The organism is Sphingobacterium sp. B16(2022), assembly GCF_012030425.1.
GTDB classification, from domain to species: domain Bacteria; phylum Bacteroidota; class Bacteroidia; order Sphingobacteriales; family Sphingobacteriaceae; genus Sphingobacterium; species Sphingobacterium anhuiense.
The window spans coordinates 738,631-755,814 of sequence record NZ_JAAUVN010000003.1; the positions used below are offsets into that span (position 1 = coordinate 738,631).

At 32.2% G+C, this 17,184-nt stretch carries 15 protein-coding genes; all 15 read right to left on the reverse strand.

Annotated features, from left to right (window positions below; genetic code table 11):
• Nucleotides 1-92: 92 nt before the first annotated feature.
• Entirely contained in the window at nt 93-2,057 is a 1,965-nt protein-coding gene (locus HCX49_RS17470; protein ID WP_237682839.1) for a polysaccharide biosynthesis protein, read from the reverse strand.
• 7 nt (nt 2,058-2,064) lie between these two features.
• Entirely contained in the window at nt 2,065-2,955 is an 891-nt protein-coding gene (locus HCX49_RS17475; RefSeq protein WP_165905882.1) for an aldose 1-epimerase family protein, read from the reverse strand.
• A 90-nt stretch (nt 2,956-3,045) separates the two neighbouring features.
• A complete protein-coding gene (locus HCX49_RS17480) occupies nt 3,046-3,942 on the reverse strand; it encodes an NAD-dependent epimerase/dehydratase family protein (RefSeq protein ID WP_132769802.1) in 897 nt (298 codons plus the stop codon).
• 45 nt (nt 3,943-3,987) lie between these two features.
• Complete coding sequence (locus tag HCX49_RS17485; protein ID WP_132769804.1) at nt 3,988-5,310, reverse strand: right-handed parallel beta-helix repeat-containing protein; 1,323 nt, start codon at nt 5,308-5,310, stop codon at nt 3,988-3,990.
• A gap of 127 nt (nt 5,311-5,437) precedes the next feature.
• The gene (locus HCX49_RS17490) at nt 5,438-6,583 is read right to left on the reverse strand and encodes a glycosyltransferase family 4 protein (RefSeq protein ID WP_168127774.1); all 1,146 of its coding nucleotides are present in this window, start codon (nt 6,581-6,583) and stop codon (nt 5,438-5,440) included.
• Nucleotides 6,580-7,788 (reverse strand): glycosyltransferase, encoded by a 1,209-nt coding sequence (locus HCX49_RS17495; protein WP_132769808.1) that lies wholly within the window; start codon nt 7,786-7,788, stop codon nt 6,580-6,582. Before HCX49_RS17495 ends, HCX49_RS17490 begins: the two co-directional genes overlap by 4 nt.
• Nucleotides 7,789-8,355 (reverse strand): acyltransferase, encoded by a 567-nt coding sequence (locus HCX49_RS17500; RefSeq protein ID WP_132769810.1) that lies wholly within the window; start codon nt 8,353-8,355, stop codon nt 7,789-7,791.
• Nucleotides 8,356-8,366: 11 nt separating this feature from the next.
• Nucleotides 8,367-9,596, reverse strand: coding sequence for a hypothetical protein (locus tag HCX49_RS17505; protein WP_132769812.1), 1,230 nt, complete (start codon nt 9,594-9,596; stop codon nt 8,367-8,369).
• Nucleotides 9,575-10,546: a glycosyltransferase gene (locus HCX49_RS17510; RefSeq protein ID WP_168127775.1), complete on the reverse strand. Its 972-nt coding sequence runs from the start codon at nt 10,544-10,546 to the stop codon at nt 9,575-9,577. The genes HCX49_RS17505 and HCX49_RS17510 overlap by 22 nt, the downstream gene beginning before the upstream one ends.
• A 79-nt stretch (nt 10,547-10,625) precedes the next feature.
• Nucleotides 10,626-11,810, reverse strand: coding sequence for a hypothetical protein (locus tag HCX49_RS17515; protein ID WP_132769815.1), 1,185 nt, complete (start codon nt 11,808-11,810; stop codon nt 10,626-10,628).
• Nucleotides 11,788-12,918: a polysaccharide pyruvyl transferase family protein gene (locus HCX49_RS17520; protein WP_132769817.1), complete on the reverse strand. Its 1,131-nt coding sequence runs from the start codon at nt 12,916-12,918 to the stop codon at nt 11,788-11,790. The genes HCX49_RS17515 and HCX49_RS17520 overlap by 23 nt, the downstream gene beginning before the upstream one ends.
• 19 nt (nt 12,919-12,937) lie before the next feature.
• Entirely contained in the window at nt 12,938-13,963 is a 1,026-nt protein-coding gene (locus tag HCX49_RS17525) for an NAD-dependent epimerase (protein ID WP_132769819.1), read from the reverse strand.
• 4 nt (nt 13,964-13,967) lie between these two features.
• Nucleotides 13,968-14,978, reverse strand: a complete 1,011-nt coding sequence (locus HCX49_RS17530; RefSeq protein WP_132769821.1) for a mannose-1-phosphate guanylyltransferase — start codon at nt 14,976-14,978, stop codon at nt 13,968-13,970.
• Between the two features lie 37 nt (nt 14,979-15,015).
• Nucleotides 15,016-16,398: a nucleotide sugar dehydrogenase gene (locus tag HCX49_RS17535; protein WP_132769823.1), complete on the reverse strand. Its 1,383-nt coding sequence runs from the start codon at nt 16,396-16,398 to the stop codon at nt 15,016-15,018.
• 60 nt (nt 16,399-16,458) lie between these two features.
• Nucleotides 16,459-16,968: an ArsR family transcriptional regulator gene (locus HCX49_RS17540; RefSeq protein WP_132769825.1), complete on the reverse strand. Its 510-nt coding sequence runs from the start codon at nt 16,966-16,968 to the stop codon at nt 16,459-16,461.
• Nucleotides 16,969-17,184: the final 216 nt, after the last annotated feature.

Sequence of the window (17,184 nt, forward strand, 5' to 3'; positions counted from 1 at the left end):
TTTAATCACAAAAATATATTTTTTTTCCATACTATTAACAGTAATACTGAATTAATCCTGATTTTTAAATGACATCACGTCACTAACAACAATTATGCCTCAAACTTAGGCTGTGTAAAATCTAACTTTTCAAAAACCGAATTTTGAGATTTAAACTCCGGTACAATTTCCTTAATCAAGGAAACCATTTTCATATGATTAATGGAATTATCACCCGATTGAACGATAAAACATAACTCATCGATTTTCTTCTTCTTTTCATCAATATCGACATTATTGACTTGAGCAATCATAATCTTTTCATGATGTGTCTTCATTGTATTTTCATCATTTGCCAGCAATTCTTCGTAAATCTTTTCTCCAGGACGTAATCCTACGATTTTAATATCGATGTCATCGGGGTAGGATAAACCTTTGAGACTAATCATCTTCTTTGCCAGATCCATAATCTTAACCGATACTCCCATATCAAAAACAAATATCTCACCACCATTCCCCATCACTCCAGCCTCTTGAACAAGTTGACAAGCTTCTGGTATGGTCATAAAATAACGTGTTATATCTGGATGTGTAATGGTAATTGGACCTCCTTGATCAATCTGCTTTTCAAATAAGGGTATTACTGAGCCATTCGACCCCAGTACATTTCCAAAACGAGTCACGATAAAATTAGTCTTAGAATGCTTGTTAATGGCTGATATAGCAATTTCAGCCACCCTTTTAGTAGCTCCCATCACATTCGTTGGGTTGACAGCCTTGTCTGTAGAAACCATCACAAATTTCTCAACCTGGTAAGTATCTGCCAATTTCGCAACTTGATAAGAACCACACACATTCGTTAGAATCGCTTCATAAGGATTAGCTTCCATCAAAGGTACATGCTTATAAGCCGCTGCATGAAAAACAAAATGAGGATGAATGCGTTCAAAGATATTTTTTATAAATCCATGATCCCGCACATTTCCAACGACAAATTCAAAACGATCGAAATTATCCAAGCTCTTAAGCTCCTGCTGTAGATCGTAAAGTGCCGATTCGGCTTGATCCAGTATAAGCAAGGACTTACAGTCTGTTCTAGCAATTTGTCTAACCAGTTCCGAACCTATAGAACCTGCCCCACCTGTAATCAAGACTACTTTATTAGCTAGAGCATTAGCAATAACTGGATTGTTGAGCTCAATGGGATTACGTCCCAATAGATCGCCTATTTTTAGGGTACGAATCTGCCGGGTTGCTACCGCCCCTTCCATCATTTTAACAGAGTTAGGCATCACCTTTAGTTTTAAAGGAAGCTGTTCGGCCACTTCAGAAATCTTTGCCAATCGCTCGGGAGAAGAGTTATCGATAGCAATAACCAATTCTTGTGCTCCGCCGATCCGCTCCAAAAGATCCATATTTAAGTCACTCAAAGATCTGACACGTATTCCTTGGATATAACGACCTATACGGGTTACATTATCATCTATAATAGCCACTACTTTGTAACGATTGCGCGATCCCAGTTGTAGTAAATTAAAAGCGTTATGCCCCATGTTACCTGCACCAAAGAGGATAATAGGTATCATATTCTGCCGGTTATTCCAAAAAAAGGAATGATATACCGTTTTATATAATAACCGCACGGAAATCAGTGCGCATCCAGTAAGCAGGGCATGAAAGAGCAATTGGGTTTGCGAGAAATGAATTTCCCATTTATTACCAAAATTATTTACAAATGCTTTTCCGAGGAATAACTCCCAGAAGTAAGAAAATAAGATCGAAATCAAAAAAGCGGTACCGATACAGTTACCCATTAGTTTTAAATCTCTTAGACCAGTTCGTCTAACAATACTTTGATAGGGTTTAAAAAGAATAAAAATCAAAAGATAGACCAGGGATATGATTAAAGACTCTAACAATAAACTAGAGAATGATATCGGCCCACGATACTTGAATATAACAATATAGGTAAATATAAAACTACACCACATCAATAAAAAGTCGATTAGCAACACTAACCAACGGGGGCCATGCTTTCTTAACATATTTGTCCAGTGGTATTCTTCTTGACTTTCCATCACAAATTTATATTGTCGAATTTAAGAAATTTTGATTTATTGTTCGTACACTCCATTTCGCAGACCACTTGGACAATGAAGACAATTTTATAATTCCTTCCTTTTCATGAAAATCTTGATTATGTTTTTCATCATCTGGAAGACCAGCCCACGGCTCTAGACATATAAAGAGTGCTTCTGGAGCAGACCATAGACCTAAATAAGGAAATCCCTCAAAAGAAAAAAGTATACCATTTCCTGAAGATCTTTCTTTTAAATAGATTTCTTTTGACTGTACTTCTTTTAGTACCCAAGCATCTTGATCGAACATTTTATTGTCCAAAAATAACCTCTTAGCGTCTAATTCAATTTGATCAGATTCTATTGATAATAAACCACCATTCAAATAAAAACGATTTAAGGAATGATCCAATGGAAATTCAATATAATTTTCATTTAAGCATTGAGAATATTCAGGCAAATTAAAAGCAGGATGCCCACCTACCGAGAATAACAGATCTATATTGCTATCATTGATAACACAATAAGTTACCATACATTCATTTTCGTACAATTCATAAGTGACTGCTAGTGTAAAGTCAAAAGGATAGATTTTCTTTGTCGCGTCATTAGATTTTAATTCAAAAGTTAAACTATTATCTGACTTTTCTACTAGGCCAAATAGAAGATCTCTAGCAAAACCATGACGATTAAGATAATAAGATTGTTTATCATAATGATAACAATTCTCTTTTAATTGTCCAATAATGGGAAACAATATTGGACTCGATTTTGCCCAAAATCTATTATCACCTTGCCAAATACATTCGAAATCAACCCTCTTATCAATGAGAGATTTTAGCTCTGCTCCCATTTCAGATACTTCTATCTTTAAAAAACTATTTTCGATTTTATGCATCTTATATAAAGACATTAATACTCTTATAATTTCATAAGTTTGTAAAACTAAATTTTTCCCCTTTACACCATCAATCTACTCTATCAGCAATTATTGAAAAGATCGAATTGTTTTAATTAATCCCTCCTTGGCCGAGGTAGGTAATTTCTCAATTCCCAAAGCTTTTTTAATTTTCGAATTAGAGACTACGTACGATTCGGTTAATTTCTTCAAACGTTCTGAGTTTAAAGGCAATGGAAGTATATCTCCGATTTTAACTACCGTTTTAATAAATGAAGACGATATAGACCACAATCTTGGTTTCTGTCCAAGTGTCATCGAGATTAATTGAACCACATCATTGGTCGACAGTGCATCATCATCTGCAAAGTTATATACACCAGACGATAGATCCTTTTTTGCAATCATGGTTTCAATCAAATAACTCAAATTATCAATACTCAAGAAGGAACGTTCATTATGAAATGCTGCTAAAGGCCAAGGGATACCCTTTTCTACGACTTTATAAAGAAGATTGAGATTTCCTTTATTACCAGGTCCATGTATCATACAAGGTCTAATAATAAAAAGACGCTTTCCTTCAGGAAGAGTTTGCTTGAGCAAATACTCCTCGGCTTCAAATTTAGACTTGCCGTATGGAGTCAATGGCTTAGCATCAATATCTTCAAATAAAACACCATCAACCGTATCAGCGACTGCTTTTACAGAAGAGAAATAGAAAAAGTCTTTAATATTAGATTTTAAAAAAACATCAAATAACTGAATAGTTAAATCACGATTTACTTTAAAATATACAGAATCATTTGATGCATTTGCAGTATCATGCGCTTTTCCTGCAAGATGAATGATAACGTCAATATCAATATTAAAATTATCTGTCCAATTTTGATTACGTAGTGAAACTGGTGTTAAGCAATGACTATTTTTTAAATATTTAGTAAGATTTTGCCCTACAAATCCCGTTGCTCCTGTAATAGTTATCTTCATTTTTTTAAAATATTCGATATTTTATTTATCCTAATTGTAATTAAATTAAAAATCATTTCGAGCAACGGATAAACTCCTTGTTGATTTCAAATTGTCTTTAATTAATAAGTTGGTTTTTTTTATTATACCACCTTTAAACTGCAAATTCTTCACATCAACATTAATTACTTTACCTCCTGACTCAACAAAAAAACCGCACTTAACTCCCTTTGTTTCACTAATAACTTCACAATTTATAAATTGCGAATTTCCTAGATATTTTTCTTTACGATTTCTAACATTGTAAATAGAAAACCCAGAGTTATTAACTTCATTAGAATTAATACTATTTTTTGAACTATTTTTTGAGATGCAACTATCATATATTTTTTTTGCACCTAAACCAGAGCTTGAGAGCTCTGTAAAACCAGAATTAGCAGAATTTTCAGCAATACATTTAATAAAGCGAACTTCTCCAGAAGAAGTGGGTGAAAAATACATAGAGGTGAAACCATTATAGTTATTAAGGGCTCTACAATTTTCAAAAGTAATATCAACACTTTGGCTTTTATTGTTTAGACGACTTAAAGTAACTAAAAATCCTCTTCGCTCATTTCCTTGAGCCAAACAGTTTTTAAAATGAATATTTTTTAAAACAGAATTACTACTATTAGGCTCTATATCAACGCCTGAGCACGGAGCACTTCCCCTACTATATGAAAATTCAGAGTTTTCTGCTTTAAAACTCGATACACTTGTAATACTAAGCCCTTGTCGTCTGTTATACTTTGATTTACAATTTATGATATTAATATTTTGTGAATAATTGCTTCTAGTTTTGTACGCACCTACATAGATACCATCACCTCCAGAATTTTCAGCTAAAATATTTTTTAGAGTTATATTTGATGCACCATTTATCATAAACAAATGATTAAATTCACTTTTATAAAATTTTCTTTCCATAAAGAATTTAGCCCCATTTCCATTAAAAACTACATTTTTTGAATTTTCAAACCGAAATAATACTTCAAAATTCTCTATATCTTGCTTCAAATTATTTTTAGCTTTAAAAACAACTTCTTTGTGACATATAATTTCTAAATTGCTTGGTACTATCAATTGGCCACTAAGGTAAAAGCTACCCTTTTGTTTTGGGATATACAATGTTTTCCCCACAGACTTATTTAATGCCTCTTGTATCTTTTTTGTTTCGTCCCCACCGTTTCCTAAAACACCAAATGTACGAATGTCAATTGTATCAATAGATTTCTTTTGTTTACCGATATATTTTTGTAAATCAGGACCATTCTCTCTTCTATTTTCTAATGCATTATTTTTCAGTGAAGCACCAAAAATTATCAATAATATCAAACTGAATTTTAACATGCTATATAATAATTAATAAATAATGTGTTCGTAAATGATTTTACTTTAATCTTACCTTTTATTATAGATAAGATTACTTATACTATAACAAAAAACAAATTATACTGTTTGTATATCCTTGCTTGATCTACTTCTTTAAATAGGTCTCCAACAATTTATTATACACTACGTTTTCAGAAAACTCGTTTTCATATATTTTTCGACTTACTGAACCTAAATTATTCAGATCTCTTTTAGATAATATTTCTATCGCAGCTGTTAATGCACTTTGGTCCATAGGTTGAACTAAAATACCGTTTTCATTATCTTTAACAAGATGATTACAACCTGGCATATCTGTTGTTAATATCGGTTTTCCCATGGCCATTGCTTCAAGAAGAAAGCGCGGCGTACCCTCCCTATAATATGTAGGCAGGACAGCTATATCAGATATATTGATCAATTGATCAATATCATTTCTCTTTCCTAAAAATATAACGCCATCTACATCACTAAATTTCTCAATATCTTCTTTAGTGAAGGAATCAGGATTATTAAAATCTAACCACCCTGCTATTAGTAAATTAACTTTATTATTTATATGATTCAAATTGTGAACCCTTACAGCTTCGACTAAATAAGAAAGTCCTTTTTGCTTTAATAAACGAGAAACAAATATTAAAGTTATGCCCTCCGTCATACCATAGGTATTCTTCAATTCATCTATAAGCTCAATATTTTTAGGTAATCCAAGTCTAAACCTATCTTCATTTACAGCACTCCCTTTAACAACCAAAAATTCTTGAAGATTTCCAAGTTCTATCTTATCCTCATTATTCTGCAAAATTAATTGTGCATTAAAAATTCGACTGTTTAAATTATAAGCACTTTTTATTATAAATCTAATAACATTGTACTTAAAGGATGATTTTGTGAAAGCAACACCTAGTCCAGTAATATGATTTATAATCTTACTTTTTCTTGAAGCAAAATAAGCTATCGGGCTTCCTATTATATTCGGTTGCATACGATAAAAATGGATAATATCAAATTTTTCTTTTTTAAATATTTCTCCTAATTTACTGCCATAAGCAAACATTGTCTTCACATCTCTGCTTCGAATGTTAACTTTAATACTTATCGTTTCAATACCAGCTCCTACTATTTTATCAGCATAACCGTCATCAGGAACAACTGCAACTACATGATGCCCGTTATCTTTAAGAAATTGAGCATATCTTAATCTTGCACCAAAAAAATCTGATCCAAAATTTTCTACTAAAGCGATTTTCATCTATTACTAATTTCAGATTCTTTAATTAATTTGACCTGATCAACTATTCGTTGAAAGAAATCTTTCCTTATACTTTCTAATCTAGACTGAACATAATCTTTAGATTTCTTAAAATTACTATTGGACATAGAAACTCTGACTTCTAAATCTGTAAGGACGTAAATTAAGTCTTGCAATAATTTACGATAGTCACCTGGATGATGTAAATATTTATCCGCAATTAATTCTGGAATTCCTGCTACACTAGATGCCAAAACAGGACAGGCTCTACTCATTGCTTCAATTACCGATCTAGGTAACCCTTCTTGTTTTGAAGGATGAATATAAAGGTCTAAACCATCGAGAAATTGAAAAATTTCGGAGCCAGCTTTTAATCGACCGACAATCTTACATTCCTCATTCAAATTAAATTTCTCAATTAACGAAAGGATATAATCCTGAACTCCTCCGCCAACTAAATAAAATTCAAATTTCAATTCAGGCATTTTTACTTTCAATTCATGAAGCGCACGCATAGCAACATCAAAGCCCTTATACTTTACATTTAAATTCCCTATAATGCCAATTTTTATTATGCGTTCATCCTCACTTCTTTTCAAAAAATTAATATGGCTTAATTTAGTTTCTTCTAATATTTCCGGAATTTGCACATTGGAAGCCGATATTACTATATTAGATTGAGTAGGATATCTATTTTGAAGAAAAAATTCAGTTACGTACGTAACAGCAAAACTCTCCTTAACAACTTTCCTCATTTGAAAGTATCTGATGGGGGCTTGTAATTTAATTAAAAACGTTCCGTAGTTCCATGTACTATCCCAAGCACAGCCAACTACCTCACTTACAAATGGGACTTTTAACTCCTTGCATAAAAGATACGCAAAATAACCTATTGTTGATGGTAATCTAATAATTACAAAATCGACTTTTTGAATATAAAATCGAAGTTTAGCTTCAATTTCTTTCCGAAATCTATAATAATCTAATCCACCTTTTACTTTATAAAGCAAATCAAACTCAACATTAGGTCTAGAAGACTTTACAAGACCTTCTTTGTGATCATCTACATTCCCCCTTGAAACAACAAATAATTGATCGACACTGGCAAGATAACGATCCCATGCCACTACTGGCAATCCACCGGGACTATAAAAGTCATTACTCTTTTTATAGAAAATATGATCATGTACAAATAATGCTTTCATCTATATTTTTTTAATTAACTTGGCAGGTACTCCGCCAACAAGTGAATTACTTTCCACAATTCTATTTACTACAGCGCCTGCAGCAATAATCGAGCGACTATGTATTCTAACACCATCTAGAATCCTAACTCCACAACCAATCCATACGTCATCGTAAATAATAATACCGATTACCGTAAGTGGATTATATTTTATAGGAACACTATAATCACTCCATGTATGATTTGCTGCTACAAGTGACGAAGCATGAGCGATGGAAACATTATTTCCTATCTTCACTTCACCATCACAATCTACAACACAGTTTTCGTGAATACTAACATTATTTCCACAAGAAAAATTCTGCCAATTTTTAATAATAGTATTAGCACCAACCGATAGATTATCTCCAACTTCCTTAGCATTTGCTTTCAGTATAGAATATCTTATTCCCTTCGCTAAAAGGCCATTGAAAGGCATAATTATAGACCAAAAAATTTCACAAATAACTTTTGGTAAAATTTTAAAGAATAAAATTAATATCGTAAAAATGGGTTTCAGCGCTTTAAATTTGTCTCTTCCTTTCATTTCTAAATATTTTACAGTACTATCATCAATTGCAATAGCAGATAAATTGTTATGAGTATAAAATTTAATGAACTTTTCTTAAATGAAAAAACTAATAGCATATATATAAATGGCAATAATATAATTTTATGTCTAAATTGAAGACTAATAGTGGAAAGCACTAAAATTGATACACTGACAAAAGTTAATAATTTTTGAAATGATAAATTTGAAACATTAGATTTGAGATTTTTAAAAAAAACAGGCATTAAAATAATCATCATTACTGCTTCTAAAATTGAAAAAACATTTCTTATAATAAATGTATCCTCATAAAAAAATCTAAACTTTAAAAAAGGACTCGTTAAAAAGAAGATATAACTAACCAAAATATTTAAAGGAAAGGGAAGCTTCATGATTTTATAGAAGATAGACTCATCCTCAAATTTCCCTAAGAAACTATCTACATATCCATCTCTAGTTACACCTTCACTTAAATCTACTCCTTCAATTTGTTTTAAAAAAATAGCTGCGATTGGTAACAGAATTAATAACAAAGCTATACTCCTTGACCAAAAGAACTTCTTATGAAAGTTTAGCTCAATAAAAGCAAACAAAAAAGGAAATACGATAAATGAAGGACGTAAAAAAATTAGCAAACCAGCAGACAAAAACATTAAAAAGTTATATCTTTTTGTTAATAACAAGTAACAAAAAATCATAAAAAATTGAGTTGTCCACCCATCTCTAATTAAGATAAGTCCATTCATTAATAAAGTAGGACAAAGAAGCAATAAAATAAATAAGATCTTTGTCCTATAAAATTCATCAGTAAAATATATATCAAAAATTCTTTTCCCTAGTATTGGAATTAAAGTAATTCCCAAACAGTTAAAAGTTATTATTTGCAGTGGACTATAGATTGGAAAAGGATATAATATTTTTAAAAATATACTAAATTGATGAGTATGACTCAACACTCCATATGAAAGAGTATTCTTAAGTAATACAGATTCATCCTTTATTTGGGTAAAATATTTCAAATCATCAGTCCCAACTTTAAAACCACCGGTAAATCCATAAAAATCTGGAACTACCAATAAGTTAAGAAAATAATAAACGATCGATAATAAAACATAAAATAAAAATGTTTTATTAACAGATCTATAAATATTCTTAAATAATAAATATTGAATCCCACTGAGTATAATTAGTCCGTAAACAATGGAAAAACAAGTTGTTATGATATTAATTTCATCCATTTATTATTGATTTCTTGTTCAATTTGAAAATATTTACTTTCTAAGCTTTGTGATTTCAAATGATCTAAATTATCGATCATATAAAGAATACGGGACTTTATCTCATCTATATTAAATGGATTAACAAAAACAACACTCCCGTTGTAGACTATATTTGTCGCTGATATAGCCGTACAAAGCACAGGGGTATTATATTTCAGACAATCAACAGGCGGATACCCAAACCCCTCATTTAGAGAAGGGTACGCAAGAAAAAGCGCATTTTTCATTAACCATTCTAAATTACCCCTATTCAAATAATCAAAATAAACTACTTCATCTGAAAAGTCTTCATGGAAAATAGGTTTTCCTACCATTACTAACTTAATATTCTTAATTTTACCTTGTTTAATTAATTCATCATAAGCTCTTAAAAATCGATAAGAATTCTTCACCCATCTATCAGCATTTAAAAAAAGAATAAAAGGCTCATTAAAATCTAATCTCAATTCTTCAGGATGTATAGGTTTATTAAGAAATGGAGGAAGTACGGAAATTTCTCTATTAAAATTCTTTTGACTGAGAAAGATATATTTAGAATGCTCACTTGGCGTTAATAATTTAACATTCCCGACTAGTTTCTCAGTACTATTTAATAAATCTGTCGCCTTCGATTTATAATATTTATTTAAAAAAGCATTTTTAATAAAATTAACAAAATTATTAGGGAATGTATAATATTTATATGAATACTTATCATATGGCATTTCCAACATCCTCACTCCATGGACATAAAGAAATTTACATGAATAGATGAAATCATTATTATCCCCTCCGTGATACAAAGGGTTGAAATACTGAAAATCAGAGTAAGTTTCACTAATTTTTACTTGCTCTTTAAGATTCTTTATTGAATATTCTTGATAATATTCTGTTGTATTATTTAGAATAAAAAAAGAAACATTATTCATCAAGAAATAGTCAATAATCCTCAATGCAAAATCACCTCCACCATGAGCCTTAAATTTCGAAAATGAAACCGACTTAAAATCAACTATGAAACATTTCATAAATATTATACTTTTTAAAAGTTACTTTATATACAATTATTAGTAAAGATATCAACACACCAATATAAATAGAAAACCAATAAAGGCCATACGGAAGTTGAATAATATATTTAGCAAGTAATAGATTTAATATTAGAATAAAACAAATACTAACTGTGCGAACTAAATAATATTTAGTGTAATCGAGTATAACACTGTAAGACATACTCATCGAACGGACAAATCCAAGTGGTAGGAGCAGAACAAATAAATATACTACAATGTTATACTTTGGATATAAATACATAACAGCCAAAGTAATAATAAAACACAAACAAGATGATCCCAACCAAAGCTTTAGAGTTTTTCCTTGAATTTCTTTCATTATCACCTCTCCTTTAAAGAATTTACCAATAACACTACTAGTATATGAATTTGGAAGCATCAAAGTAACTTCCATTATGCGTTGCGCAAGAACAAAATTACTAATTTCATAATCTGTACCAAACTGATTTATTATAACAATATTAATCTGAGAAAATGCCATTACCGCTAATGTATTTATCAAAAAAGGTAAACCATTATATAGTAACGTTGGAGAAAATATAAATTTTACATTTCCTTTATTAATAGTAAAACATATAACAATAATAGCTATATTTCCAATAATTAGAATTTCGAATGCATACAATAAGTCTAGACCCAATATAATTAATATTGATATTAACACGGAACAGGTTAAATTTATAAAGACCTGAAACTTGTATAGAACTTTATTCTTATTTATATATTCATAATACTTAACAAATGTATTTATCCATCCTAGCGTTACACCATATACTATACAGTGTATTAAAAATGATAAATTATATATTTTTATAAATTGAAATTTATAGATTATAAGAAAAGATACTGCAGATAAAACAACAGATAAAAAATTCAAAGGTAGAACTCCCTTATCAATCATTTGCCTAACATTATATCGAGCTCCACCCCAATCAAATATTGCCCCCATTATACCACCTAAAGATAAAAAATAAGTGTATTGAACTAAATCTTCATTTCCACGAAATGTCATAAAAAAAAGAAGAATTCCAAATTTTAGGACAAGATCCGACGCTTTTGCTAGAGCCGTAAAACCAAAATTACCAGATAGTAATGATTTAAATTTCGATATCTTCAACATTTTGAATAATTTGAGCTCTTTGGTCATCATCTAGGACAAAACCATTTTTTACAAGTTCTGATACATTAGTACTTTTAATCAAATCCAAATCCAGTGCAAACATTTCACCATCCAATTGACGAAAAAGCGATCTTACTTTGTCATTATAATTCAATGCTATACACGGAACTTTAAAGGCTAGTGCCGGAATAATGCTATGCATTCTCATGCCAATAAAATAGTGAATGTTTTCATACTCTTCTTCATGGCTTAGGTCCTCATATAAAGCAAGATGAATGCTTTTCTTACTAAGATCTTGTCCCTCACTTAAAAGATTATTTTTTACAAACTCCTCATCCATTTTTGTGGTATGAAACCATACAACTTTATTGAAATCCTTACTTGCAGTCTCTAAAAAAATTTTAAGATCTAAAATATTGACTTCTTTTCCAACTTGCTTTCCTAAATACTCACAAATATTTAAACCAATAACGGATGAATCTTCATGATTAGATATGCTAATCAAATCATTATTCAACTTATTCTTATTTCTTTTCAGGAGATCATAAAATGCAATATCGTAAGAACGTGATATTTTTACATCAGGATAGCTATTTTTAACATTTATAAAAGATTCATAATCTCTACTTATAATGTGGCTGAATGAATTAAAGAAAATTTTCGCGACTGTAGCTCTAAATCCTTTATATTCAAGTATTGGTTCATTAATTCCAACAAATAAACCCACTAATTTGATCTTATAATTTCTTAAAAACAATAACAATAAAAATACAGAAAAGACAAAATTCTTTCTAGGATTGAACAAATCACGAAAGAAAATAGTTCCAGCTGTAAAAGCTAAATAGTCAATATTTTTCAGTGATTTGATAACCTTAGTATTAAAAAACCTGTAACCGTAGGTTCTTCTCATATTAATATCAATATAGTTCACTTTCAAAATTCCTGAATAATTAGTCAGTAACTTTTCAGTATTTACAGGACTAGCAGAAGGAATATATACTTCAGTAAAAGATTTTTCTTCTAGGTAGGATAACAATGATGTTAAGACAATAGAATCTCCATAATTACCTCCAGAAAAAGATCCCATTAACATGATCGATTTTTTCATCAATACTTATTAACTAAAATTAATTTTTATAATTTATAAACCAGTTTACAAATCGCTGAACTCCCACATCAACTGTTGTAGAACTTTCATATCCTAGACTTTCTAAATATTTAGTATCTGCCCAAGTACGTGGTACATCGCCTGGCTGCATAGGTAGCATATCTTTCTCTGCTACCTGACCTAAGTGCTTCTCCAAAGTTCCGATAAATTCCATTAAAGAAACCGGAGATCCATTGCCAATATTCAACACCTGATAATTTGGTTGTTCTTTTTCTAATTTTGGTGGATTATTTAATGTGATAATAATCCCACTTACAATATCATCGACATAGGTAAAGTCACGACTCATCTCTCCATTATTGAACACTTTAATGGAACGCCCTTCAGTAATAGCCGACGCAAATAAGATGGGCGCCATATCTGGTCGTCCCCAAGGTCCATAAACCGTAAAGAAACGAAGACCTGAAGTCGGGATCTGATATAAATGGCTATACGTATGTGCCATCAACTCATTTGCTTTCTTAGTCGCCGCATATAGACTTACGGGATAATCTACACGATCATCTTCGGAAAATGGCACTTTTGCATTTTCACCATAAACAGAAGAGCTGGAAGCATAGACCAAATGCTGGATCTTATGATGACGGCAGCATTCCAAAATATTTACAAAACCGACGACATTGCTATCTACATAAGCCATTGGATTCTCCAAACTGTAACGCACTCCTGCCTGTGCAGCTAAATTGACTACGGCATCAAACCCTTCATTGGCAAAAAGCGCCGGCAGTGATGTACGATCTTCTAAATTCATGCGAATAAAATGAAAATTCGAATATGTGCTGGAAATTACCTTTTCACCAAATTTCTCGGCTGATGAGCGCACTATACCGAGCTCATTTAAACGGGCATATTTTAAGTTGATATCGTAATAGTCATTGATATTATCAATACCAACAACTTCGACTCCCTGATCAAGTAAGGCTTTACATAAGTAAAAGCCGATAAATCCTGCGGCTCCGGTTACAAGTACTTTTTTATACTGCATATAGTTAGTCTAATAATTTAGATTGATGCTTTTCAAGCATATTATAGATTTTTTTTACGTCTTGCGATTTCTCTTTTTGAACAATTAAAAATGCATCTTTTGTAGAAATAAAAATTGCTCTTTTCAAACCAACAAAGCCGGTAAAAACATCTGTACCAATAACAATGTTTCCATACTCATCTTTGGGATAACCATTTGAAATAAAATAATCATATAAAGACTCAAAAGAGCCTAAGTCAGACCATTCAAAAGTAGTAGGAACCACACGGATCTTTTTTGACCGTTCCATAACGGCATAATCAACAGAAATCGACGGAATATTTAAGGATAAAGATTCATCTAAAAATCCTTCATTTGCAGATGTCCAAGCCAATAATGCTTTTTCATAGACAAGTGGTTCATAATTTTTTAATTCTTCTAAAAAAACTGAAGCTTGGAAACAAAACATTCCCGAATTCCACAAGAAATTTCCCCTTTCAATAAAATCTTCTGCTGTATCTTGATTTGGCTTTTCACGAAAAGATTTTACTGCATCTTCTACGTATTCAATATATCCGTAACCTGTCTCTGGACGAGTGGGCCTAATCCCAAAAGTCACAATATAACCATCTTTTGCCTTTTGAATGCCATTTTCCATAGCATCCTTATATCCTTCTTCACCTGAAATCATGTGATCGGAAGGCGTTACAATAAGTATATCACTTGGATCAACACTAAATGCTGCAAAAGCTATAGCAGCTGCTGTGTTACGAGGAGTTGCCTCAACGATATTTTTATAAGGTAAACCACAAGCTACCATGGCTTTATGGCTTAAATGTGTATTATCTTTATTTCCAACCACAATAATCTGATCAGCAATTTGCTGATTTCTTTGAACTGTCATTTCAAACAAAGATTGTCCGTCAAATAAACCTAAGTACTGCTTTGGACTATGCTTTCGAGATAATGGCCACAACCTACTTCCAATACCCCCAGATAAAACAACATGAATTATATTTTCCTTATTCTTGTCCATTAAACTATTACTGCTAAATAAATCTTAATTTTACTATCTACTCGCCAATCGCGTAATAATCAAACCCTAACCCCTCTAATTCTTTTCTGTCCAATAGCTTGCGACCGTCGAACACAAATGCAGGTTTTTTCATTGTTGCCTTAATTTTAGACCAGTCGTATTGCTTAAATTCATCCCATTCGGTCAGTACTGCTGCCGCATGTGCTTCATCTAACGCTAAATAAGGATCGCTCACCACAGTTACCAAACGACGGTTATCTTCTGGCGAACGTGTTCCTAAGTAATCTAAATCTCTATAAATTTGCTCTGCTGGTACTTTCGGATCGTAAACAACAATCTCCGCCTCTTCTTCTAACAGATGATCTGCAACATAAATAGCGGCAGACTCACGCGTGTCATTGGTATCTTTCTTAAAAGCCCAACCTAAAAATGCAATCTTCTTACCATTGACGGTATTGTACATGGTCTTAATGATATTCTGCGCAAATCTTGATTTTTGGTGATCATTTAAAATAATAACCTGCTCCCAATAATCTGCTACAGCAGTAAGGCCATATGAACGTGCTATATAAACCAGATTTAAAATATCTTTTTGAAAACATGATCCACCAAAACCAACGGATGCTTTTAAGAATTTGGATCCAATTCTTGAATCGTAACCTATAGCTCGTGAAACTTCATCGACATTGGCTCCTGTTACTTCACACAGCTCTGAAATGGCATTGATAGAAGAAACACGTTGCGCAAGAAATGCATTGGCTACTAATTTGGACAGTTCGGATGACCATAAATTGGTTGTCAAAATACGCTCGCGTGGTACCCAAGCTTCGTATATCTGCACCAAGGCTTCGATTGCTTCTGCATCTTCACCACCGATCAAAACACGATCTGGGTTATGTAAATCGGTAACAGCTGTTCCCTCAGCTAAAAACTCGGGATTGGAAAGAATGTGAAAATTGACGTTATTACCGGTATTCCCCAAAATACTTTTTAAGGCATCGGCCGTACGTACGGGCAAGGTAGACTTCTCTACGACAATTTTATCATCTTTGGCCACACGGGCTATCTGACGGGCACATAGCTCGATATATTTCAGATCTGCTGCCTGTCCTTTACCTTTTCCGTAAGTCTTGGTTGGGGTATTGACCGAAATAAAGATCATGTCTGCTTCATCAATCGCTTTGTCTACATCGGTAGAAAAAAACAGATTGCGTCCTCTTGCTTCACCAACCACGGCATCTAAACCCGGCTCATATATCGGGAGCTTGCTTAGATCGGCATCATTCCAGGCATCAATACGCACCTGATTTAAATCGACTACAGTGATCGTAACATTCGGATTTTTTTGAGCAATAACCGACATGGTAGGCCCGCCTACATAACCTGCTCCAATACAGGTTATTTTCTTAATTTCTCTCATTTTTATAACCTCAAATTAATTTTAAAATTTGTTAATTATGTTTTTCTTATAGTAAAGCTTCTAAGCTTTTTGATAGAGTATAATCTTACCATTGACTTGATCTAAAGACTCGGTATAAATCGAGACCTCCTTACCAAGGATTGTGCCAGCTTTTAAAGCTGCCTGCTCTAAATAGTCCATATTGAGCTCCACTCCTAGGACCAAAACCTCAATATGCCCAGAATCCAAACCTTGAGCATAATCGCCCAGCAGAGCCACTTCATGTACATCGCCAGCACGTGCTAATACTTGATCTACAAAAACTTCGATACCCAAAAAATTGTGGATTAAACCTTGAAGTGAGGAAAACAGGGAATGAGCAATATTGGCACGATAATAAACTTTGTGTTCGCTATCTTCCCGAAGCAGATAACCGGCTTCGGTCAATTGATTGAGCTCTTTACGAATGGAATTGGTTGACTCTTTAAATTCATCTGCCATACCTCGCAAATAGCCACGATTGCTGGCTGATACAAAAAATTTGATCAGTAATTTGAGTCTTGTTTTTGAAGTGATCAGCGAATCTAGCATTAAGTTGATTAGATATTGAGTAACAAAAGTACTCAATCTAATTTAAATGTACAAATTAAAATTTTGTTAAGAAAAAATAACTTTATAGAGTAGGTTTATTAGATATGACACATTTTATTAAATAAGTGTCATCCATTTTCATGTTGAATTGAAAATAATTGATTGGATATGCTTTTATTTTTGTAAAAGAATATCCATTATAGTACTATAGTACTG

Bases quoted from the DNA above. Each gene is read 5' to 3' on its own strand.
- HCX49_RS17510 (WP_168127775.1), bottom strand. From the start codon at position 10,546: ATGAATAATGTTTCTTTTTTTATTCTAAATAATACAACAGAATATTAT.
- HCX49_RS17500 (WP_132769810.1), bottom strand. From the start codon at position 8,355: ATGAAAGGAAGAGACAAATTTAAAGCGCTGAAACCCATTTTTACGATA.
- HCX49_RS17530 (WP_132769821.1), bottom strand. From the start codon at position 14,978: ATGGACAAGAATAAGGAAAATATAATTCATGTTGTTTTATCTGGGGGT.
- HCX49_RS17495 (WP_132769808.1), bottom strand. From the start codon at position 7,788: ATGAAAGCATTATTTGTACATGATCATATTTTCTATAAAAAGAGTAAT.
- HCX49_RS17480 (WP_132769802.1), bottom strand. From the start codon at position 3,942: ATGAAGATAACTATTACAGGAGCAACGGGATTTGTAGGGCAAAATCTT.
- HCX49_RS17520 (WP_132769817.1), bottom strand. From the start codon at position 12,918: ATGAAAAAATCGATCATGTTAATGGGATCTTTTTCTGGAGGTAATTAT.
- HCX49_RS17485 (WP_132769804.1), bottom strand. From the start codon at position 5,310: ATGTTAAAATTCAGTTTGATATTATTGATAATTTTTGGTGCTTCACTG.
- HCX49_RS17540 (WP_132769825.1), bottom strand. From the start codon at position 16,968: ATGCTAGATTCGCTGATCACTTCAAAAACAAGACTCAAATTACTGATC.
- HCX49_RS17505 (WP_132769812.1), bottom strand. From the start codon at position 9,596: ATGGATGAAATTAATATCATAACAACTTGTTTTTCCATTGTTTACGGA.
- HCX49_RS17515 (WP_132769815.1), bottom strand. From the start codon at position 11,810: ATGTTGAAGATATCGAAATTTAAATCATTACTATCTGGTAATTTTGGT.
- HCX49_RS17470 (WP_237682839.1), bottom strand. From the start codon at position 2,057: ATGGAAAGTCAAGAAGAATACCACTGGACAAATATGTTAAGAAAGCAT.
- HCX49_RS17475 (WP_165905882.1), bottom strand. From the start codon at position 2,955: ATGCATAAAATCGAAAATAGTTTTTTAAAGATAGAAGTATCTGAAATG.
- HCX49_RS17535 (WP_132769823.1), bottom strand. From the start codon at position 16,398: ATGAGAGAAATTAAGAAAATAACCTGTATTGGAGCAGGTTATGTAGGC.
- HCX49_RS17490 (WP_168127774.1), bottom strand. From the start codon at position 6,583: ATGAAAATCGCTTTAGTAGAAAATTTTGGATCAGATTTTTTTGGTGCA.
- HCX49_RS17525 (WP_132769819.1), bottom strand. From the start codon at position 13,963: ATGCAGTATAAAAAAGTACTTGTAACCGGAGCCGCAGGATTTATCGGC.